The sequence below is a fragment of the Leisingera sp. CC-HEC093 genome, from assembly GCF_059429195.1.
This window is the reverse complement of the sequence record NZ_JCAIJR010000001.1, coordinates 3,637,462-3,658,726: the sequence shown is the minus strand read 5'-3', so window position 1 is coordinate 3,658,726 and position 21,265 is coordinate 3,637,462. Positions and strand designations below refer to the sequence as shown.

The following is a 21,265-nucleotide window of genomic DNA, read 5'->3' as shown; positions in this document are numbered from 1 at the left end:
TCAGGATGAGGGCAGTCAGTGGCGCATAAGTCACATCTGAGGGCGGCGTACGGGCCGTTTGCCGCCTTGGACAGGTGGCGCAGAACCCGTCGGGCCCGCAATATCGGGACCATCGGGCTGGTGGTGCTGGGGCCGGTTCTGGCGCTGGCGACATTTTTGATCATCGGTCCGCTGGGGCAGGGCGCGTCGTCGCGGTCGCTGCGGCTCATCCTGCTGGCGGATCTGGTCTATATCCTGACCATCGCGGCACTGGTGATGGCCCAGATCGTCCGCCTGTTCGCCGCGCGGCGGTCGAAATCTGCGGGCTCGCGGCTGCATTTGCGGCTGATCGGGGCCTTCGGGTTTCTGGCACTGATCCCCACTGTCATCGTTGCGGTCTTTGCGGTGCTGACCGTGAACGTCGGGCTTGAAGGCTGGTTCTCGCAGCGGGTGCGTCAGGTGATCGGCAGCTCGCTGGCGGCAGCTGAGGCTTACCAGACACAGCAGAAGGACGACCTGAGAGAGGACGCCCGCGCGCTGGCGCGCTTCCTCGACAACAGCCGCGCGCGCAGCTTTTTCATTAACGACGCCGAACTGCGGCTGGTGTTGTCGCAGGGCCAGCTGCAGGTTCAGCGCGGGCTGCGCGAAGCCTATATCGTCGATGGCGCCGGGCAGATCCGGGCACGGGGGGAGCGGTCCTATGAGTTTGATTTCGAGGAGCCGAACGGCCGGCAGATTGGTGCCGCCCGCGAAGACGGCCTGCTGCTGATCAAGGATTGGGACAACAGCGAATTCCGTGCGCTGGTGCGGCTTGACGCCTTTGTTGACCGGTTCCTGTACATCAGCCGGGATGTGGATGGCGAGCTGCTTAACCTGCTGGATGACACTCAGGAAACGGCGCATCTTTACCAGCAGCTGGAGAGCGAACGCGGCCGGGTTCTGTTCGAATTTGCGCTGCTGTACATCGGCTTTGCAGTGATCCTGATCCTGGCGGCGATGTGGCTGGGCATGTGGTTTGCCGAGCGGCTGTCGCGGCCGGTTGGCCGGCTGACCGTTGCGGCGCAGCGGGTCGGGACCGGCAATCTGGACGTGCAGGTGCCGATCGACGATGGCGGTGACGAGATTTCCCAGCTGGGCGAGTATTTCAACCAGATGACCCGCGAGCTGAAGGCGCAGCACGGCCGCCTGCTGGATAACACCCGCCAGATCGAACAGCGCCGCCGCCTGTTCGACTCGGTGCTGTCGTCGGTGACCTCCGGTGTGGTCGGCCTGGACGCGGATGGCCGGGTGACCTTTGTGAACCGTTCTGCAGAACGCTTGCTGGACTGGCAGGAAGACCAGCAGTCGCTGGCGCTGGCCGTGGCGGTGCCTGAATTCGGGCCGCTGTTTGCCGAGCTGGCTGAGACCGGTGCCGAAGTGGTGCAGGAAGAGATCAAAGTGGCCCGTCAGGGGCGGCTGGAAAACCTGCTGGTCAGGATGTCGCAGCGCCGGTCCGGCGAGGGCGGCCTGGAAGGCTATGTGGTGGCCTTTGACGATGTGACCGACCTGGTCAGCGCCCAGCGGATGGCGGCCTGGGGCGATGTGGCGCGCCGCATCGCGCATGAGATCAAGAACCCGCTGACCCCGATCCAATTGAGCGCGGAGCGGATCAAGCGCAAGTTTGCGCCCAAGCTGGGCGAGGAGAACAGCGACCAGCTGCAAGCCATGACCGAAGTGATCGTGCGCCAGACCAACGACCTGCGCCGTATCGTCGACGAGTTTTCGAAATTCGCCCGCATGCCGGAACCGGAGCGGCGCGAAGAGGATCTGACCAAGCTGGTGCGGGACGCGGTGATCCTGCAGCAGCAGGGGCAGCCCGGTGTGCGGATCACTGCAACGCTGCCGGAGGCGGCAATGCCATCGGATCTGGACGCCACCATGATTGGCCAGGCCTTGACCAATCTGATCAAGAACGCAGGCGAGGCAATTGAAAGCCTGCAAAGCAAAGGCGCCCCCGAAGGTCTGGTCCCGGAAATCCGGGTATCGGCAGAGCAGGCGGGCAATGCCTATGAAATCCGGATTGCCGACAACGGCATCGGGCTGCCCGAAGACCGGGCGCGGCTGTTCGAACCTTATGTGACCACGCGCGACGCGGGCACCGGGCTGGGACTGCCGATCGTTAAAAAAATCATCGAGGAGCACGGGGGCACGCTGACGCTGGAAGACGCCCCGGTGTTTGAGGGACACGCGCATAACGGCGCAATGGCGGTGATCCGCCTGCCCGCCGCGGCCAAAGCGGCGGCGCCTAACAAGAGCACAGTGAAAGCAGGTCTGACATGAGTGACATTCTGATTGTAGATGATGAGCGCGACATCCGCGAGCTGATCTCGGACATTCTGGAGGACGAGGGCTATGCCACCCGCAAGGCAGGCAGTTCCGACGAATGCATGGCCCGGCTGGAAGAAGCCCAGCCGGCGCTGATGATCCTGGATATCTGGCTGAAGGACAGCCAGATGGACGGTATCGACATCCTGAAAACTGTCAAACGCGACACGCCGGATATTCCGGTGGTGATCATCTCCGGCCACGGCAATATCGAGATCGCGGTCGCGGCAATCAAGCAGGGTGCCTATGACTTCATCGAGAAGCCCTTCAACATCGATCAGCTGATGGTGGTAATCCGGCGCGCCATGGAAACTTCGCGCTTGCGCCGGGAAAATACAGATCTGAAGCGCAAAGATACCGGAGCGGCAGAGATGATCGGCACCTCCGCGGCCTTCCGCACCCTGGTCGGGCAGCTGGACAAGGTGACCAAGTCCAATGGCCGGGTGATGCTGACCGGCCCGGCCGGCAGCGGCAAGGAAATTGCGGCCCGCTACATCCACGCCAATTCGAACCGGGCGTCATCGCCGTTTATCACGGTGAATTGCGCCAGCATTGAACCCGACCGGATGGAGGAAGTGCTGTTCGGCCGCGAATCCGCGGAGCGCGGGGTGGAACCGGGGCTTTTGGAGCAGGCGCACGGCGGCGTGGTGTTCTTTGACGAGGTCGCCGACATGCCGCTGGGCACCCAGTCCAAGATCCTGCGGGTGCTGGTGGATCAGCAGTTTATGCGCGTCGGCGGCTCTGACAAGATCAAGGTCGACCTGCGGGTGGTCTCCTCCACTAACAAGGATCTGGACGCCGAGATCGAAGCAGGAACTTTCCGTCAGGAGCTGTATCACCGGCTGAATGTGGTGCCGGTGGCGGTGCCGTCGCTGGCGGACCGGCGCGAGGATATCCCGCTGCTGGCAGGCCATTTCATCGCCCAGTTTAACGAGGCCCAGGGCTTGCCGCTGCGCGAACTGACCGATGAGGCGGTGGCGCTGATGCAGACGATGCTGTGGCCGGGCAATGTGCGGCAGCTGAAGAACCTGGTGGAGCGGGTGCTGATTCTGGGCGACGGCAGCGGCCCGATTGAGGCCAAGGACCTGCCGCGTGAGGAAGAGAAGCCACAGGAGGAGGGCCGGGTGGTTCTGTCCGGCGCGCTGGCCACCCTGCCGCTGCGCGAAGCGCGGGAGGCATTCGAGCGCGAGTACCTGCTGACCCAGATCAACCGCTTTGGCGGCAATATCAGCCGGACCGCGTCTTTTGTCGGCATGGAGCGCTCGGCGCTGCACCGCAAGCTGAAGTCGCTGGGGGTGGTGACGTCAAACAAGGCGGGCGCCCGGGTGGCGCATGTCGAGAGCGAAGAAGAACAGGCCTGATCAGGCCGCCGCTGCGCCCGGCTGTACCCGGGCTCAGCAGCAATCAGAACAGGTCCTGGCGGATCGGGTTCAGCGCGAAGTGGACCTGGGCGGCCAGCTGCAGCTGGGAAATGGCGTCCTTGGGCGCAATGGCAGGCAGCCCTGCCTCGCGCGCCCAATTTTCCAGCTGCTTGCGCGATGCCGGGCCGAACTGGCCATCGACAGCGATATTGGATCCCAGCTGGCGCAGGATATACTGGGTGCCGGCCGCCACGTCCTTGTCAGCCATGCCGGACAGCAGATCCCGTGCCGCAGCGCGGGCGTCCGGATCATTCAGCGCCATCGCCTTGCCCGCCCGGGCCGCGGCAGCATGGGCCGGGACCCGGTCCGGCAGCCGGTTCAGTGCCACCCAGGCGCCATTGGCGCCGCCCCAGGCATCGCCGCGTGCAAGCCCCATGTCATACCATTCCAGCGCCTCGGCCGCATCGCTGCCGGGCAGGTCGCCGTTCATGATCATCCGGCCGATCTCGCCCGGGGCATGGGGGTGTCCCAGCTGCGCCGCTTCGGCAAACAGCGCCTTGGCTTTTGCCTTGTCCACCGGTTTGCTTGCGCCGCCGTCCCGGTAGACATAGCCGAGGTTGGCGGTGCCGTAGATGTCGCCGCGCCCGGCAGAGGCTTCCAGATAGGCCAGCCCGCGGTCCGGCTGCGCCAGCTCGTCGCCGCTCCACAGGAAGAACACGCCCAGCTCATTCAGCGCATATGTATGGCCCAGCTCCACCGCACGGCTGAGCAGGTCAAAGCCGCGCTGCTTTTGTTCTGGCGTGCTGCTTTTGCGCAGGAGCCGCTTGCCGCGCGCATGCATTGAGAAGGGATCGCCGGCCTCAATACCCTTGTCCCACAACGCAAGTGCCTTGTCCGGGTCATAGGGGATCGGTACGGTTTCGCGGTCCACATTCGGGGTGACATGCAGATAGGCCACCGCGTTGTAGGCGCGCACATGGCCAAGCTCCGCTGCCTTTTCAAAGGTTTCGTAGGCCTCCATCAGGCGGCCCTGGCCTTGCAGCGCGCGGCCGAGCTGATAATGCAGGCGGCCGATTTCCGGGGCGGCCTCCACCGCCTCGCGGCAAGCCGTTTCTGCTGCCTGGAGGTCGATTTCATTGGGGAAGCGGTAGAGGCCCACCCCTTGCAGATCCAGCAGGTCGCCGGCCTCCAGGTCGCATTGACGGGCAATCATTTCCAGATTGACCGTCACGTCGCGCACCGCATCCGCCTGCGCAAGCCGCAGCACCATCCGGTCCTTGCGGACTTGGCCGCCGTCTTTGCGGGCGGGCAGCTCAGTCAGTTTGGGTGCATAGCTGAGGCTGAGCGAGCGGCCGTCGCCTGATTGCAGCGAGGTGACGCCGGCAGACGGGGTTTCGACAATTGACACGGTGGTGCCCGGCTGGACATAGGGGCTGATCTCTGGTGCCAGTTCCAGCGCCCGGCCAAGCGGTATCTTCACCGACAGTTCAGCCGGAAGCTGGCCGAGGCTGGCAGGAACGGCTTCTGCGGCGGCGGTCTGCGATGCGGTGCCCGTATCTGCAGCGGCGATGTTCAGCGACCTTTCAGCGGGGCGCAGGTAGATTTTCTGCATCAGCGTCGAGCTTTCCCAAGGAACCTGGGTGTTGCCTGTGGCGCTGTAGACGTCACTGCGGATGGCGGACAGGACGGTCATCGCATCCTCGTCCGGGTGGTCCGGAAAATGCCGCACCACGGAGGCGGTATAGGGGCTGTTGCTGCCGGGCTCGCCGTCCAGTGCGGTGGCACCAGGGGAGGTGGAAAACGCCACCAATGTGTTCAGCGGAGGGCGGAACACATCGAAGCCCTCCCGCGCTTCGTAGAGCTGGGCGCCGACCTCGGCATTGAGCCTGGCATCCGGCACCGGATTATCGCGGCAGGAATCCAGCATCAGGATTTGGCTGCCTGCCTTGCCGCCGATGATGGCGGATACCCTGTCCAGTGTGACCGACTGGAAGGGCAGATCGTTGATGCCCGACAGCTTGGCGTCGCTGGTCAGCAGATAGTTGCGGCGCCCCAGCTGGATGCCGTGGCCCGCGTAGTAGAAGAACACCTGGCTGCCGTCGCGGATGTTGAGCGCCGCCTGGCGCAGCAGAGCCTCGAACCCGCGTTTGTCCAAGTCGTAGCCTTCATAGACGGTGTAGCCGAAGGACTTGAGCATCTCTGCCATCGCCTCGGCGTCCTTGCGGGTGTTGGTCAGGTCGGTGACATGGTCATAGTTCTGAATGCCGACCACAATCGCGGTTTCCGGGGCCGCGCCCTGTTCGCTGGTTTCATAGGCTGCCTGTGCTGCTGCGGGCGGCAGCAGCGGCCAGGCCAGGAGCAGGGTCGCAACAGCGGCACATTTGGGGGAATGGGGGGTCATGGTGTGATCCGGGGATTAGCCCCAGCCCCCGCCGCCGCCGCTTCCACCGCCGCCGCCGCCAGCACCACCACCGCCAGAACCTCCACCACCGCCGCCGGCACCAGCGCCGCCGCCGCCCGGCGGCCCGATGGTTTCAACCGCCGGAGCGGCTGGTGTGCGGGCTGGAGCAGCCGTGCTAGCCGGACGCGTGGCGGGTGCGCTGTAGGTCGAGGACGCTGAGGCCGGGGCCGGTGCTGCGGATGGTGGCGGAGCAATTGGCGCAGTGGGTTCGCAGGCCGTGGTGACGGCTGCCACCGGCAGCACGGCAAACAGGAAATGTATCCGCATCGGGTGCCTTTCTCTTTTGAGAATACTGGTCAATAACAATCGGTGCTCAGCTTACTTGAAACTAGGCCGCAAATCAAAATTGTCCCGCGCCCGGCCGGACCTCAACAGCCGCGGCGGGTCCGGGTCATCAGCCGCCGGGGCGGATGATGGTGCTGCCATCGCGGTTGCGCTGCGCGCAGGCGGATTCGGTCAGCGGCGCCAGACGCGGCCCGGGTGCCGCCGCTGCGCTGCGCTGGGTGCAGCGTTTCAGTGCGATTTGCTGATACCCCTTGGAAGCCATGCAGGATTTTTCCAGCCGCTGGCGCAGGGGTTTGTTCACGTCAACGGTGTATATGCTGCCCTGCGACCAGTATCCGGGGTAGTAGTAACAGCGGCCGCCGGAACAGACTTTGCGGCCGGGGTAATAGACCGGCGGATGCTGGCGGATCTCATTGGCGACAGGGGACTCCTTCAGCGCCTGTGCCGCGCAGGCCAGCTCATCCGATTGCAGGCGGGAAACTTCTGCCCCTTGCCTGTAATAAACCGGAAGGGGGCCGCAGGCGCTTGCAAAAAGCACCAGCGCCATGCCCGCCGTGATCCGTACGCTCCGTTGCATGGGGAAAGAATGGCCGCAAACTGAGGAAGTTACAAATAATTTGACCGTGATTGCGGCATCTGTCATTCACATCGGGCAAAACTCAGCCTGAAATTCCGCCTAGGAACACGCACATGAAGGTTATTATCTGCGGCGCGGGCCAAGTCGGCTGGCAGATCGCACGGCACCTGTCCGGTGAGCACAATGACGTCACCGTCGTAGACAGCAACGCGGAACTGGTGCGGCGGGCGACGGACACTCTGGACGTGCAAGGGATACACGGATTTGCGTCCTACCCGGACGTGCTGGACCGGGCCGGAGCGCGCGATGCCGACATGATTATCGCTGCCACCCACTCGGACGAGGTCAACATGGTGACCTGCCAGGTGGCGCATTCGGTGTTCAAGGTGCAGCGCAAGATTGCCCGGCTGCGGGCCAAAAGCTATCTCACCGCGATCTATTCCGATCTTTACCAGCGCGAGCATCTGCCGATCGACGTGGTGATCAGCCCTGAGCGGGAGGTGGCAGCGGCCGCCATGCAGCGGCTGGCGGCCCCGGCGGCGTTCGACACGGAAACCTTCATGGGCGGCAAGGCGCAGCTCTTGGGCATTCAGATTGACGAGGGCTGCCCGGTGGTGAACACGCCGCTGCGGCAGCTCACCGATCTCTTTTCGACGCTGCGGGCCATCGTGGTCGGTGTGCGCCGGGATGGAACCCTGTTCGCCCCGGAACCCGGGGACCAGCTGTTTGTCGGCGACAGCTGCTATGTCTTTTCCCACGTTGAGGACGTGCCGCGCACTATTGAGGTGTTCGGCAAGCAGGAGAAGCGCCAGGACCGCGTGGTTGTGGTGGGCGGCGGCAACGTTGGCCTGGAAGTGGCCAAGGCGCTGGAAAGCAGTGCCTACAGGATCCGCGCCAAGGTGATCGAACGGGACCGCAGGTGCGCCGAACGTGCGGCAGAGGAGCTGGAGCGCACCATCGTGCTGAACGGCGACGGCCTGGACCGGTCGCTGATGATCGAAGCGGGCATCGATAAGGCGGATGCAATGCTGGCGGTAACCGATGACGACAAGGTCAACTTGCTGGCTGCGGTGCGGGCCAAGGCCGAAGGCTGCCCGCTGGCGATTGCGCTGATCAACGACCCGACCCTTGTGCCGCTGCTGCCGCACCTTGGCATCGACGCTTACATCAATCCGCGCTCCACGACCGTCAGCTCGATCCTGCGGCACATCCGCTATGGCCGGGTGCGGCAGGTCTATTCCTTGGGCGATGCCGAAGCTGAGATGATTGAGGCGGAGGTGCTGTCGACCTCGCCGATTGCCGGGCAGATGATCCGCGATACTGACTTCCCCGAAGGGGTGCTGGTTGGCGGCATCCTGAAAGACGGCGAGATGCTTCGCCCCTCTGGCGGGACCCGGATTGAGGAGGGCGATGTGATCGCGCTGTTTGCGATGGCCGACGACGTGCCCGAGGTGGAGCGCCTCCTGCAGGTGTCGATCGACTACTTCTAAGATGCGCCGCGTTGTCCAAGCCCCCGTCGGCGTGCTGCGCCTGCCGTTGTTCCTACTGATCTGGGGCATCGCCTCGCTGGCGATGTGGCTGCCGGCCATCCACGCGCTGGTTCTGGATGACCATCACACATCGCAGAGCTTCTTTTATTCCGGCCTGGCGGGGCTGATCTTGATGGTGCTGATTGCCCTGTCAATGGGCAGCCGGGTGCCGCGCTACGGGATGCCGGGGCAGCTGTTGTCGCTGCTGGCTACGTTCACCGTGCTGCCGCTGTTTCTGGCGGTGCCGGTGCAGGATGCGCTGGTCAGCACCCGCTTTGTGAACGCCTATTTCGACATGGTGAGCGCGATCACCACCACCGGCGCCGATATCTGGGGCGATCCGGGGCGGCTGCCGCCCAGCGTGCATCTGTGGCGCGCAATGGTCGGCTGGCTGGGCGGGTTGCTGATGTGGGTCGCCGCCTCGGCGGTGCTGGCCCCGATGTCGCTGGGCGGGTTTGAGGTTACCGCCAAGGGGCAGCCGGGCGGCGGCGTCGCAGGCCCTGCGCAGATGGAAAGAGCCGACCCGCGCCGCCAGCTGGTGCTTGTCACCCGCACCCTGGCACCGGTCTATGCCGGGCTGACCATGGTGCTGTGGCTGCTGCTGATGATCACCGGCGAGCAGGCGCTGGCCGGGCTCAGCCACGCGATGTCGGTGATGGCGACCTCCGGTATATCCGCAACCGGCGGGGTGGAGAACGCCGCCAGCGGCATTGCCGGAGAGATGGTGATGTTCCTGTTCATGTTCTTTGCCCTGTCGCGGCTGACCTTCTCCAGCGATACGGTGACATCCGGGCAGGGGCGTCTGGATATGGATCCGGAGTTCCGGACCGGGCTGCTGATCGTCTTTGGCGTTCCGATGCTGCTGTTCCTGCGCCACTGGTTCGCCGCTTATGAGGTCGATGCGGGCGAGGATCTGCTGCAGGCGCTGCGGGCGCTGTGGGGGGCTGTGTTCACGGTGATGTCCTTCCTGTCGACAACGGGATTTGAAAGCGTGCATTGGCAGGCCGCCCGGACCTGGTCGGGGCTGGAAACACCGGGCATGATCCTCTTGGGGCTTGCGGTGTTCGGCGGCGGCGTCGCGACAACGGCCGGCGGCGTCAAGCTGCTGCGGGTCTATGCGCTGTACCTGAACGGGCTGCGAGAGATGGAGCGGCTGGTGCATCCCCATTCCGTCAGCGGCGAGGGCGACCGCACCAAGCGCCTGCAGAAAAACGGTGCCTTTGTGGCCTGGGTGTTCTTCATGCTGTTTGCGCTGTCGCTGGCGCTGGTCAGCACCGCGCTGGCCGCAGTCGGATCGAGCTTCGAGCAGTCGCTGGTGCTGGCAATTGCTGCGCTGTCGACCACCGGGCCGTTGACTGAAAGCGCTAGCAGCGCCCCGATTGTGCTGAATTTGCTGACCGAGCCGGCCAAGCTGATCCTGTGCATCGCGATGGTTCTGGGGCGGCTGGAAACCCTGGCTTTTATCGCGCTGCTGTCCCCGAACCTCTGGCGCAGCTGACTGCCCCCGCGGGTAAAAAGTGTTTTTCGGGTGGAAACTTATTTTTTCTTTCTCCATACTGATTTTTAACGTGCGTGCTGGTCCGCAGCGCGTAGCAAGAACAAAGGCGAGATAATAAAAAATGGCTTCGGACAGACAGAATCTTCAGGATGCCTTCCTGAATCACGTTCGCAAAACCAAGGTTCCGGTTACAATCTTTCTGATCAACGGGGTCAAACTGCAGGGTGTTATCACCTGGTTCGACAACTTCTGCGTGCTGCTGCGCCGCGACGGACAGTCGCAGCTGGTCTACAAACACGCGATTTCGACCATCATGCCGGCCCAGCCGATCAGTCTCTATGAGGGTGAAGACTCCAATTGATGGAGCATGAAAGGAAGCAGACCCGCGCCTGGGTGCTGCATCCGGAAATCAAATCTGACAGCGGACGCCGCGAGGCTGCTCCCGCGCTGGAGGAGGCCGTTGCGCTGGCAGCGGCCTTGCCTGATCTTGACGTGATCGGGTCAAACGTGGTGCGCCTGCCCAAGGCGCATCCGGGGATGCTGTTCGGCTCCGGCAAGATCGAAGAGCTGGCAGGCATCCTGAAGGCGAATGAGGTTGAACTGGTCCTGATCGACGGGCCGGTTTCCCCGGTTCAGCAGCGCAATCTGGAGAAGGCCTGGAAGGTCAAGATCCTCGACCGGACCGGGCTGATCCTGGAAATCTTCTCGGACCGTGCCGCGACCCGCGAGGGCGTGCTGCAGGTGGAGATGGCCGCGCTCAGCTATCAGCGGACGCGGCTGGTGCGGGCCTGGACCCACCTGGAGCGCCAGCGCGGCGGCCTGGGATTTGTCGGCGGACCTGGCGAAACCCAGATCGAAGCGGACCGGCGCGCCATCGACGACCAGCTGGTGCGGTTGCGCCGGCAGCTGGACAAGGTGGTGAAGACCCGGACACTGCACCGTGCCTCGCGCGCCAAGGTGCCGTATCCGATTGTCGCGCTGGTAGGCTATACCAATGCCGGCAAGTCGACGCTGTTCAACCGGCTGACGGGGGCAGAGGTGATGGCCAAGGACATGCTCTTTGCCACCCTGGACCCAACCATGCGGCGGGTGGAGCTGCCGGACGGGCCGGAGATCATCCTGTCCGATACCGTTGGCTTCATCTCGGACCTGCCGACAGAGCTGGTCGCCGCCTTCCGCGCCACGCTGGAAGAGGTGCTGGCTGCGGATGTGATCCTGCATGTGCGTGACATCAGCCATGATGAAAGCGAGCAGCAGGCAGAGGACGTGGAGGCGATCATGGTCTCGCTGGGCGTGGATGAAAACCGCGTCCGGATCGAGGTCTGGAACAAGCTGGACCAGCTGCCTGACGAAGAAGCCGAGGCCCGCCGCCAGCGTGCGGCGCGTGAGGAGGGGATCCATGCGATCTCGGCCCTGACCGGCGAGGGTCTGGACGGCCTCTTGGCAGACATCGCCGAAAAGCTGCAGGGGGTGCGGCATGAGGAGCTGCTGACTCTTACCTTCGGGCAGGGCAAGCAGCGCGCCTGGCTGTTCAAGGAGGACCTGGTGCAGCGCGAGGAGCAGACCGAAACCGGTTTCGACATCACTGTGCTGTGGACCGACCGGCAAAAGGCCAAGTTCGAGAGGCTGTGACCTGCCGATCCGAATAAAAAAAGAACGGGCGCTGATGCGCCCGTTTTTTATTGTCTCGGTGAAATCCGGGTTATGCCGACCGCAGCGGCGCGGGCGAGTTCCTCGTCCAAAGACATCGGGATGTATTCGCCGCGGCGCCACAGCTGGGCCATGTCGTCGTAGTAGCGCGACAGCGGGTGGCCGGACTGGCCGGTGGCGGTGATGAAGACGGAGCTGTCGGGGTCGGCAAAGTCATAGACCCCGCGGTAGCCGGCGGCGTGAATGTTCTGGAACGGGTCGGGATCCTTACCGGAGCTTTTGCCGCGCTGAAGGGTGTTGTCGCCGCCGCTGGTGGATTGGCGGATGTTCACAAAGTATCGCAGCAGCGGCACGTCGCCCAGAACGGCATGGTCCTGAACCGCCTGATGCGCGTCGCCCCAGCGCAGCGACTCCAGAGCGTCGCCATAGCGTTCTTCGATCCAGATCAACGCATCATCCAGCGCCAGCCGTGCCATGTCGGTGCAACTCTCTTCCGGCGCGCTCTGCCGCACATCGCACCAGGCGGAAGCCCCCTCGACATTGCGGAAGACACGCTCGATGAACAGCGGCTCCACATGGCGGAAAGACTTGGCGACCGGCCCCAATTCATCAGTGATCAGCCGCGTCTGCAGGGCGCGCAGCCAAGCAGCATAGATCAGCGGCTCCGGCAGGTGTTCGTTCATTTCGCCGTTCCACTCTGACAGAATGGTCAGCGCGATCTGGCGCTGGCGCTCGCGGGTGCCGGCAGGGGCGGCCTCGCCGGTGTACCACAGGTTGGCCCCGATCAGCGGCAGCAGGGTGCGCGCGGTATAGGACACAGTATCCAGCTGCGCCTCGATGAAGCTGTCGCGGGTATGAACCTCGCGGTTCTGCATCAGCTTTTCCCAGCGGTGAATGCGCTGGGTGTCACCCCAGTCAAAGGAGACATGCTTGGGGAACGGGCGGTCGAGGATCTTGTTGTTGGTGTTGCCCAGAATGCCGCCCGCGGGGCTGATGAATTCCGGGTTCTCCGCATAAGGCGCGCGGCCTTGCCAGCGGTTTTCCGGGTGCCAGCCCTGGCTGGGCATCCGGCCCTTGCTTTGATGGCCTGCGTCGCGCAGCGGGAAGGCGCCGACGGTCTTCATCGCGATCGTGTCTTTGTCCGCCAGTGTCAGGTTCTGCGCCGGGGCGACAAATTCCTCGCCTGCGATGATCGCTTCCTGCACAGAGGCGCTGCGCATCAGCCCGATGGCGGCGCTCATTGAGGTGTCCCTGGGGCTGAGTACAGTCCAGGCCAGCGAGACCACGTGGCCGGGCGGGGTGATTTCCGCCAGATTAAACATGGAACCGGGCAGCACCGGGCCGTTGTCGGTCCAGCGCAGGGTCAGGGTGACAGGCGCCTCGTCCTTGATCTTGATGATCGAGGGGCGGGTCACGAATTTCTTGTTGCCGTCGACGCTCAGGTATTCCTGCGGGTTTTCCGGATTGAGCCGCTCGATGAACAGGTCCTGGTCATCCATGAAGGAGGAGGTGACACCCCAGCCCAGGGCGTCGGAGCGTCCGGTGATCACCGCGGGGATGCCGGGGATGGTGCCGCCGATTACCCCGCCGGTGCCCAGCTCCAGCCGCGCCAGGTACCAGATGCCAGGGGCGCTGAGGCCCAGGTGAGGGTCATTTGCCAGCAGCGTGCCGCCTGCCGCCGAGCGGCTGGGCGCGGCGGCCCAGGCATTGGAGGCACCCGCCAGCCCGCGCGGGGCCACGGGGAACAGCAGGCTGTTCTCCTCTGCGGGCTCGGCACCGGCGTACTGCCGGGCACCCGGCACCAGCTCGGCGTATTCGGGCAGGGCGGTCACACCCTTGCCGGGGGCATCCGGCAGGATGTCCCTGATGCGGTCCGCATCATTCAGCGCCAGCGAGGTGCGGGCGCGCAGAATCTCTTCCTTCATGTGGCCGGAGAGCTGCAGCGCCATCAGCTTCATGATCGCAATACTGTCGGCGGGCTGCCAGGGCGCTACCGGCATGTTGAACAGAAACATTTCCGGCGCGCCGCGGCCCAATGCATCCTCGTTGATCTCCAGCAACCGGGCGTTCACACCGTCGGCATAGGCCTTGAGCGCAGTCATCGCTTCAGGTGATTGCACCTCTACCGACTGCCGTGCCAGATTGTAGAGGTCGAGGCGGCGCAGGTAAGTGTCGGTCTGCACGGTGCGGGTGCCAAAGATCTCCGACAGGCGGCCTTGCGCGGTGCGCCGCATCACCGCCATCTGCCACAGCCGGTCCTGGGCATGGGCATAGCCAAGGCCGAAATAGACATCCTCATCGCTGGCGCCGAAGCTGCCGAAAATATGCGGCACATTGGCGTTGTCACGCACGATTTCAATAGGCGAGGAGAGACCGGGCAGGGCCAGCTCCTTGTCGTATTCAGGCAGCGACTGCGAGGCGAGGTAATAGACCAGCGCGGCGGCCAGAATGCTCAGCAGAATCAGGCCCGCAGCAAGGCGCAGCAGCCAGCGGAAAAGATGTCCCATCAGCGGTTGTTTTCCCTTGGGTTTTTGTCATTTCCAGCCGCATGGCAGATTGCGCCCCGCGGCGGCGGTGTTAGGGTTGGCGCCAACATATGCGAAGACAGATCAGGGGAAAAGCAGATGGCAAAAATCGCGTTTCTTGGGCTTGGCGTCATGGGCTACCCGATGGCCGGGCACCTGCAGGCCGCGGGCCATGAGGTGACCGTCTACAACCGCACCGAAGCCAAGGCCAAGGCCTGGACCAAGGAGCATGGCGGCCATTTTGCCGCGACCCCGCGGGCAGCGGCCTCGGGCGCGGACTTTGTGATGGCCTGCGTCGGCAATGATGACGATCTGCGGTCTGTCTGCCTGGGGTCTGACGGGGCTTTTACGGGCATGGCCAAGGGCACGGTTTTCACCGATCACACCACGGTGTCGGCCAAAGTCACGCGCGAGCTGTACGGGGCGGCGGCGGAGCAGGGGATAGCCTTTGTCGATGCGCCGATCTCCGGCGGCCAGGCGGGGGCTGAGAATGGCGTGCTGTCGGTCATGTGCGGCGGCGATGAAGACGCCTATGGCCGTGTCGAGCCGGTGATTGATGCCTATGCCCGCATCTGCCGGCGCATCGGCGGCAGCGGTGCCGGCCAGATGACCAAGATGTGCAATCAAATCGCCATCGCGGGCTTGGTGCAAGGGTTGAGCGAAGCGCTGCATTTTGCCGAGAAGGCCGGGCTGGACGGGCGCGCGGTGGTTGAGGTGATCAGCCAGGGCGCTGCGGGCAGCTGGCAGATGGCAAACCGCTATGAAACCATGCTGGATGATCATTTCGAGCATGGCTTTGCGGTCGACTGGATGCGCAAGGACCTGGGGATTTGCCTGGATGCTGCGGATGAAACCGGTGCCAGCCTGCCGGTGACGGCGCTGGTCGATCAATTCTACAAGGATGTGCAGAAAATGGGCGGCGGGCGCTGGGACACTTCGTCGCTGTTCAAGCGGCTGCGCAAGCTGGACGGCTGACCAAAAAGGGAAATGGCCTTTCCAGATGGAAAGGCCATGCCTCCGGCGGGGATATTTCCAGCCAGAAGAAGAGGCGGATGCCGCCGCCGCTGCCGCGTTCTTTTAGGGAATGATGCGGGTGTATTTGGTGCCTTCGAGGGTGGCGCCAACACGCAGGCCAGCCTGGGCAAAGACCACGGCCAGCACCGGCGAAGTCAGAGTATTGGTATCGGCGCTGAGCGCGTTGCCTTCGTCCTTGATCACATATTCGACATCGGCGCCTGCCGCCCAGCCGGAGGAGCGGCGGAAGCCTGCCAGCGCATCCTGGGTCATGAAGAACAGCACGTGCGCGTACTGCTGTGCGCCGATCTGCAGTCCCGCGTTGCCTTTGTAGGTGGCATAGTAGTCGACGGTCACGCCGTTGATCCGCAGCGCGCCGCGGCCGTAGGCGCCGCCAAAGACAAAACCCGCCTCAGTCACCAGCGGCATCACCAGCATGCCGGTTGATTTCTCCGCCAGGGTGCGGGTGTTGGGGTATTGGCTGTACATCTGGTTCAGCGTGGCATCGACGCGGGCGTCGATGGTGGCGGCGTTGCTGTTGCCGACGCCATTGCCGCAGGCGGCGGTCGCGCCTGCACCGGCCAGCGCGGCCAGCGTGAAGCCGCGGCGGGTCATGCGGGTAGAGGAAATATCGCTCATTTTTCAGGTGCCTGTAATGAATTGCTCCGAGGCCGGTTTGGTCCGGCTCTGGGCAGGGTTATACGCGGAAAACCGCTGCCTGTCATCCGTTTGCAGGCCGGTATTGGCGGCTTCCCGCTGAAATGATCCGGCAGCGCAGGGCCTTGGAGGTCAGCCGTTCAGCAGGCGGGCAGCGGCGGGGGCGAAATAAGTGAGGATGCCGTTGCAGCCTGCGCGCTTGAAGGCCATCAGGCTTTCCATCATCACCTTTTCGCCATCCACCCAGCCGTTCTGGGCTGCGGCCTGGATCATCGCGTATTCGCCAGAGACCTGATAGGCATAGGTCGGCACGCCAAAGGCGGATTTCACCCGCTGGCAGATGTCCAGATAGGCGATGCCTGGCTTCACCATGACCATATCGGCGCCCTCCATCAGGTCGCGCTCGATCAGCCGCAACGCCTCGTCGCTGTTGGCCGGGTCCATCTGATAGGTTTTCTTGTCGCCCGTCAGCGCACCAGAGGCCCCGACCGCATCGCGGAACGGCCCGTAGTAGGCAGAGGCGTATTTGGCCGAGTAGGAAAGGATGGCCACATTGTGGTGGCCTGCCTGCTCCAATCCCGTCCGCATGGCGCCGATGCGGCCGTCCATCATATCGGACGGGCCGATGATGTCGGCACCGGCATCGGCCTGGGCCAGGGTCATTTTGACCAGCGCCTCGACCGTGGCGTCATTGACGATCTCGCCGTCCACCACATAGCCGTCATGGCCATTGATGTTGTAGGGGTCCAGTGCCACGTCGGTCATCACCGCAATATCCGGCGCCGCGTCCTTAATCGCGCGAATGGCGCGGTTGGTCAGGTTGTCCGGGTTCCATGCCTCGGCGCAGTCTTCGGTCTTGAGCGACGCATCCGTATAGGGAAACAGACAGATGGCTGGAATACCCAGCGCCTGCGCCTCAACTGCGGCTTCGGCAATCTTGTCCACCGAGCGGCGCACCACGCCGGGCATCGAGGCGACCGGCTCCTCCTGGCCTCCACCGTCGCGGACGAACGCCGGCCAGATGAAATCGGACGGCGTCAGGGTGTTTTCCTGCACCAGATTGCGGATCGCCTGGCTGGCACGGGTGCGGCGCAGGCGGGCGGCGGGAAAGGGCGCGACGGTGGGCTTCATAGCGGTCTCTCGTTTTGACTGGCCCATGGGTGGCATGGAGCAGTCCCGGGAACAAGAGGCACATTCGCCGCGCCGGAAAACTTGTGCGCCAAGCGGGCTTGCCTGCGCGCCTTTCCCGGTTGATATAGGGCCGGTTACATAAAACAGGCCTCAAGGGCCGGCAGCGGCAAGATGGGGGCTGGAGTGGATCTGCTTCACATTATCTATGAGATGATTGACCTGCGGTCGTTCTCCAACCTTTGGTACTGGATTGCGCTGGCTGTCATGTGGTCCTCTGCCAGCCACTGGATTCTGGGTGTTCCTTTCGACATGGTATACCGGGCGCGCCGGCGCGGCGGGCAGGCCGAACAGGATCTGGCGGACATCACCCGCGTCAACGTGAACCGGATGCTGTATATCGCCGATGTGTCCGGGCCCTGGCTGGTGGCGCTGGCGTGTTTTCTGCTCTCGGCACTGGCGACGCTTGGCTTTGTCTACCTGCTGGAAATCGCTCAGGCGGTGTTCCTGCTGGCCTTTCCGATGTCCGTCGTAGGTCTGATCAGCTATCTGACCGCGCGCCGGATCGCACAGGAGGGGGCAACGGGCGAAGCCCTGCGCAAGCGGCTGTCCTTCTGCCGGCTTTACATTCAGTTTGTCGGCACGGTCTCAATTCTGGTTACGGCGTTCTGGGGGATGTACCAGAACCTGACGATCGGGGCGTTGTGATCCAAAGCCAGGGTCAAACGGCGTCCCGGAAAGGATAACGCATGGCACAGCGTGCAATCACCATGGGCGGTGCGCCCGAAGGGTTCGATGCCCGCCTGATCCTGAAGGAAGTGCAGAAATCCGGCGCGCCGGTGCTGCATGTGGCGCGTGATGACAAGCGGATGGAGGCCATGCGGGCAGCACTTGCCTTCTTTGCGCCGGACATGCCGGTATTTGTGTTTCCGGGCTGGGACTGCCTGCCGTATGACCGGGTGTCGCCGAATGCCGATATTTCCGCGGCGCGGATGGCCGCGCTGGCAGCCCTGGTGCATCAGATGCCCAAGCAGTTTGTGCTGCTGACCACGCTCAATGCTGCCAGCCAAAGGGTGCCTGCGCGGGAGGTGCTGCGCGAGGCGGCCTTTACTGCCCGTGTCGATCAACGGCTTGATGAAAACGCGCTGCGCGACTTCCTGGTCCGCATGGGGTTTTCCCAAAGCCCGACGGTGATGGAACCAGGGGACTATGCCATCCGCGGCGGGATCATCGACATCTTCCCGCCGGGCGAAAGCGGCCCGGTGCGGCTGGATCTGTTCGGCGATGTGCTGGACGGCGCGCGCCGGTTTGACCCGGCCACCCAGCGCACCACCGAAAAGCTGGAGGTGGTGGAGCTGGCGCCGGTTTCCGAGGTGATCCTGGACGAGGCGGCCATCACCCGCTTCCGCCAGAACTACCGGATCGAGTTTGGCGCCGCTGGCACCGATGATCCGCTCTATGAGGCGGTCAGCGCCGGGCGCAAGCACCAGGGGATCGAGCACTGGCTGCCGTTCTTCCATGAGAAGCTGGAAACGCTGTTCGACTACCTGCCGCAGGCGACCGTCACGCTTGACGACCAGCTGACACCGGCCCGGCTGGCGCGTTGGGACAGCATTGAGGACCAGTACGGCACCCGCAAACACGCGCTGGAGCAGAAGGGGCGGATTGACACCGTCTATAAACCCACACCGCCGGAGCTGCTGTATCTGGACGATACCGCCTGGGAAGCGGCGGTTGCGGATATGCGCGTCGTGCAGTTCCATCCGCTGCCGCAGGCCTCCGGCCCCGGCGTGGCGGATGCAGGCGGGCGCATCGGGCGCAACTTCGCGCCGGAGCGCCAGCAGGAAAAAATCAGTCTTTTCGGTGCTTTGGCAGCGCATATTAAGGCGCGGATGCAGGCCGGGCCGGTCCTCATCGCCTCCTACTCTGAGGGCGCACGTGAACGTCTGACAGGGCTGATCGAGGATGAAGGGCTGGCCGAGGCCATCCCGGTGATGGACGGCACCCGCATCGGTAAATCCGGCCTGCATCTGGCGGTCTGGGCGCTGGAACACGGGTTCGAGGCGCCGGACATGACGGTGATCTCGGAGCAGGACGTGCTGGGCGACCGGCTGATCCGGGCGCCGAAGAAACGCCGCAAGGCAGAGAACTTCCTGACCGAGACCCAGTCGCTCAGCCCCGGCGATCTGGTGGTGCATGTGGACCACGGCATCGGCCGCTACAAGGGGCTGGAAGTGGTGACGGCGGCGGGTGCGGCGCATGAATGCATCCTGCTGGAATACGCCGAGCAGTCAAAGCTGTACCTGCCTGTTGAAAACATCGAACTTCTGTCCAAGTACGGCCACGAGGAGGGCCTCCTGGACCGGCTGGGCGGCGGCGCCTGGCAGGCCAAGAAGGCCAAGCTCAAGGAACGCATCCGCGAGATGGCGGACAAGCTGATCCGCATCGCCGCCGAACGTGCCCTGCGCAAGGCACCGGTGATGGACCCGCCGCCGCATGCATGGGAGGAATTCTCGGCCCGCTTCCCCTATCAGGAGACCGACGACCAGCTGCGTGCCATCGAGGATGTGATGGAGGATCTGCACTCCGGCCAGCCGATGGACCGGCTGATTTGCGGCGACGTCGGCTTTGGCAAAACCGAGGTGGCGATGCGCGCGGCCTTTGTCGCCGCCATGTCGGGGCTGCAGGTGGCGGTGGTGGCGCCCACCACTCTGCTGGCACGCCAGCATGCCGCGTCCTTTGCTGAGCGGTTCCGGGGCTTTCCTTTGCAGGTCAGACAGTTGTCGCGCTTTGTTAGCACCAAGGATGCCAGCCAGACCCGCGAAGGACTGGCCAAGGGCACCGTCGACATCGTGATCGGCACCCATGCCGTACTGGCCAAGAACATCAAGTTTCAGAACCTTGGCTTGCTGATCATTGACGAGGAACAGCATTTCGGCGTTGCCCACAAGGAACGGTTGAAGCAGCTGCGCAGCGACATCCATGTGCTGACTTTGACGGCTACGCCTATTCCGCGCACCTTGCAGCTCAGCCTGACCGGGGTGCGGGACCTGTCGATCATCGGCACGCCCCCAGTGGACCGCTTGGCGATCCGCACCTACGTCAGCGAGTTTGACAGCGTCACTATCCGCGAGGCGCTCTTGCGCGAGCATTACCGCGGCGGCCAAAGCTTCTATGTGGTGCCGCGGATCACCGATCTGCCGGACGTCGAGGCGTTCCTGAAGGCGCAACTGCCGGAGCTGTCCTATGTCGTGGCGCATGGCCAGATGGCGGCGGGCGAACTCGATGATCGGATGAACGCCTTTTATGACGGCAAATACGATGTGCTGCTGGCAACCACGATTGTGGAGAGCGGATTGGATATCCCGACCGCCAACACGATGGTGGTGCACCGTGCCGACATGTTCGGCCTGTCGCAGCTCTATCAGATCCGGGGGCGTGTGGGCCGCTCCAAGACCCGCGCCTATGCGTACCTCACCACCAAGCCGCGCCAGCGGCTGACTCCTGCGGCAGAGAAACGCCTGCGGGTGCTGGGGTCACTGGATACGCTCGGTGCGGGCTTTACCCTTGCCTCGCAAGACCTTGATATCCGGGGCGCCGGCAACCTGTTGGGTGAGGAACAGTCCGGCCAGATGCGCGATGTCGGCTATGAGCTCTACCAGTCGATGCTGGAGGAGGCGATTGCCAAGATCAAGGCGGGGGAAATGGAGGGACTCTCGGATGCCGACGAACAATGGGCACCGCAGATCAACCTGGGCGTTCCGGTGCTGATCCCGGAGGATTACGTGCCGGATCTGGACGTGCGCCTTGGCCTCTACCGCCGCCTGTCGTCGCTGTCGACCAAGGTGGAGCTGGAAGGTTTTGCCGCGGAGCTGATCGACCGCTTCGGCAAGCTGCCCAAGGAAGTGAACACGCTGATGCTGGTGGTGCGGATCAAGGCGATGTGCAAACGCGCAGGCATCGCCAAGATGGACGGCGGCCCCAAGGGCGCGACGATCCAGTTCCACAACGACAAATTCGCCTCTCCGCAGGGGCTGGTGGAGTTCATTCAGGGCCAGAACGGGCTTGCCAAGGTGAAGGACAACAAGATCGTCGTGCGCCGCGACTGGAAAAAGGACGCCGACAAGATCAAGGGTGCTTTTGCCATTGCCCGCGATCTGGCAGAGAAGGTGGTGGCCGAGAAGAAGAAGGCGAAAGCCGGATAAAAGACGCCAAGGAAATTCTAATTTCCTTGGCA

Annotated in this window: 15 protein-coding genes; 9 read left to right on the top strand and 6 right to left on the bottom strand. The window is 63.9% G+C overall.

Translation table 11 applies throughout. From position 1 onward, the window contains the following. The first annotated feature begins 18 nt into the window (after nucleotides 1-18). Both AC5STB_RS17950 and ntrX read left to right on the top strand, forming a co-directional pair. A complete protein-coding gene (locus tag AC5STB_RS17950; protein ID WP_495444150.1) occupies nucleotides 19-2,298 on the top strand; it encodes a sensor histidine kinase NtrY-like in 2,280 nt (759 codons plus the stop codon). Next, nucleotides 2,295-3,704 (top strand): nitrogen assimilation response regulator NtrX, encoded by a 1,410-nt coding sequence (gene ntrX, locus AC5STB_RS17945; protein WP_495444149.1) that lies wholly within the window; start codon nucleotides 2,295-2,297, stop codon nucleotides 3,702-3,704. Before AC5STB_RS17950 ends, ntrX begins: the two co-directional genes overlap by 4 nt. Before the next feature lie 43 nt (nucleotides 3,705-3,747). Here the strand turns inward: ntrX and AC5STB_RS17940 are convergent, their stop codons facing one another. From AC5STB_RS17940 to AC5STB_RS17930, 3 genes are all read right to left on the bottom strand, one after another. Next, nucleotides 3,748-6,105, bottom strand: coding sequence for a caspase family protein (locus AC5STB_RS17940; protein ID WP_495444148.1), 2,358 nt, complete (start codon nucleotides 6,103-6,105; stop codon nucleotides 3,748-3,750). Next, the gene (locus AC5STB_RS17935) at nucleotides 6,102-6,242 is read right to left on the bottom strand and encodes a hypothetical protein (protein WP_495444147.1); all 141 of its coding nucleotides are present in this window, start codon (nucleotides 6,240-6,242) and stop codon (nucleotides 6,102-6,104) included. Before AC5STB_RS17935 ends, AC5STB_RS17940 begins: the two co-directional genes overlap by 4 nt. A 317-nt stretch (nucleotides 6,243-6,559) precedes the next feature. After that, nucleotides 6,560-7,027, bottom strand: a complete 468-nt coding sequence (locus AC5STB_RS17930) for a hypothetical protein (protein WP_495444146.1) — start codon at nucleotides 7,025-7,027, stop codon at nucleotides 6,560-6,562. 113 nt (nucleotides 7,028-7,140) lie between these two features. Here AC5STB_RS17930 and trkA point away from each other — a divergent pair, with 113 nt between their 5' ends. From trkA to hflX, 4 genes are all read left to right on the top strand, one after another. Next, nucleotides 7,141-8,517: a Trk system potassium transporter TrkA gene (gene trkA, locus AC5STB_RS17925; RefSeq protein ID WP_495444145.1), complete on the top strand. Its 1,377-nt coding sequence runs from the start codon at nucleotides 7,141-7,143 to the stop codon at nucleotides 8,515-8,517. 1 nt (nucleotide 8,518) lies between these two features. Beyond that, complete coding sequence (locus tag AC5STB_RS17920; RefSeq protein WP_495444144.1) at nucleotides 8,519-10,054, top strand: TrkH family potassium uptake protein; 1,536 nt, start codon at nucleotides 8,519-8,521, stop codon at nucleotides 10,052-10,054. Between the two features lie 121 nt (nucleotides 10,055-10,175). After that, nucleotides 10,176-10,415: an RNA chaperone Hfq gene (hfq, locus tag AC5STB_RS17915; RefSeq protein WP_005611588.1), complete on the top strand. Its 240-nt coding sequence runs from the start codon at nucleotides 10,176-10,178 to the stop codon at nucleotides 10,413-10,415. Then, on the top strand, nucleotides 10,415-11,686 hold the full coding sequence (hflX, locus tag AC5STB_RS17910) for a GTPase HflX (protein WP_495444143.1): 1,272 nt from the start codon (nucleotides 10,415-10,417) through the stop codon (nucleotides 11,684-11,686). Before hfq ends, hflX begins: the two co-directional genes overlap by 1 nt. A gap of 47 nt (nucleotides 11,687-11,733) precedes the next feature. On the opposite strand, the gene AC5STB_RS17905 is transcribed toward hflX, so the two are convergent. Beyond that, entirely contained in the window at nucleotides 11,734-14,211 is a 2,478-nt protein-coding gene (locus AC5STB_RS17905) for a penicillin acylase family protein (RefSeq protein WP_495444142.1), read from the bottom strand. On the opposite strand from AC5STB_RS17905, the gene AC5STB_RS17900 reads away from it, so the two are divergent. Beyond that, nucleotides 14,203-15,204 (top strand): NAD(P)-dependent oxidoreductase, encoded by a 1,002-nt coding sequence (locus AC5STB_RS17900; RefSeq protein ID WP_495444141.1) that lies wholly within the window; start codon nucleotides 14,203-14,205, stop codon nucleotides 15,202-15,204. The two genes, AC5STB_RS17905 and AC5STB_RS17900, sit on opposite strands and share 9 nt — an antisense overlap. Before the next feature lie 102 nt (nucleotides 15,205-15,306). On the opposite strand, the gene AC5STB_RS17895 is transcribed toward AC5STB_RS17900, so the two are convergent. Both AC5STB_RS17895 and hemB read right to left on the bottom strand, forming a co-directional pair. Beyond that, nucleotides 15,307-15,882, bottom strand: coding sequence for a lipid-binding SYLF domain-containing protein (locus tag AC5STB_RS17895; RefSeq protein ID WP_495444140.1), 576 nt, complete (start codon nucleotides 15,880-15,882; stop codon nucleotides 15,307-15,309). Nucleotides 15,883-16,032: 150 nt separating this feature from the next. Further along, complete coding sequence (gene hemB / locus AC5STB_RS17890) at nucleotides 16,033-17,031, bottom strand: porphobilinogen synthase (protein ID WP_495444139.1); 999 nt, start codon at nucleotides 17,029-17,031, stop codon at nucleotides 16,033-16,035. A 183-nt stretch (nucleotides 17,032-17,214) separates the two neighbouring features. On the opposite strand from hemB, the gene AC5STB_RS17885 reads away from it, so the two are divergent. Together AC5STB_RS17885 and mfd are read left to right on the top strand one after the other, a co-directional pair. Further along, nucleotides 17,215-17,736 (top strand): component of SufBCD complex, encoded by a 522-nt coding sequence (locus AC5STB_RS17885; RefSeq protein WP_495444138.1) that lies wholly within the window; start codon nucleotides 17,215-17,217, stop codon nucleotides 17,734-17,736. Nucleotides 17,737-17,777: 41 nt separating this feature from the next. Further along, the gene (mfd, locus tag AC5STB_RS17880; RefSeq protein ID WP_495444137.1) at nucleotides 17,778-21,233 is read left to right on the top strand and encodes a transcription-repair coupling factor; all 3,456 of its coding nucleotides are present in this window, start codon (nucleotides 17,778-17,780) and stop codon (nucleotides 21,231-21,233) included. Nucleotides 21,234-21,265: the final 32 nt, after the last annotated feature.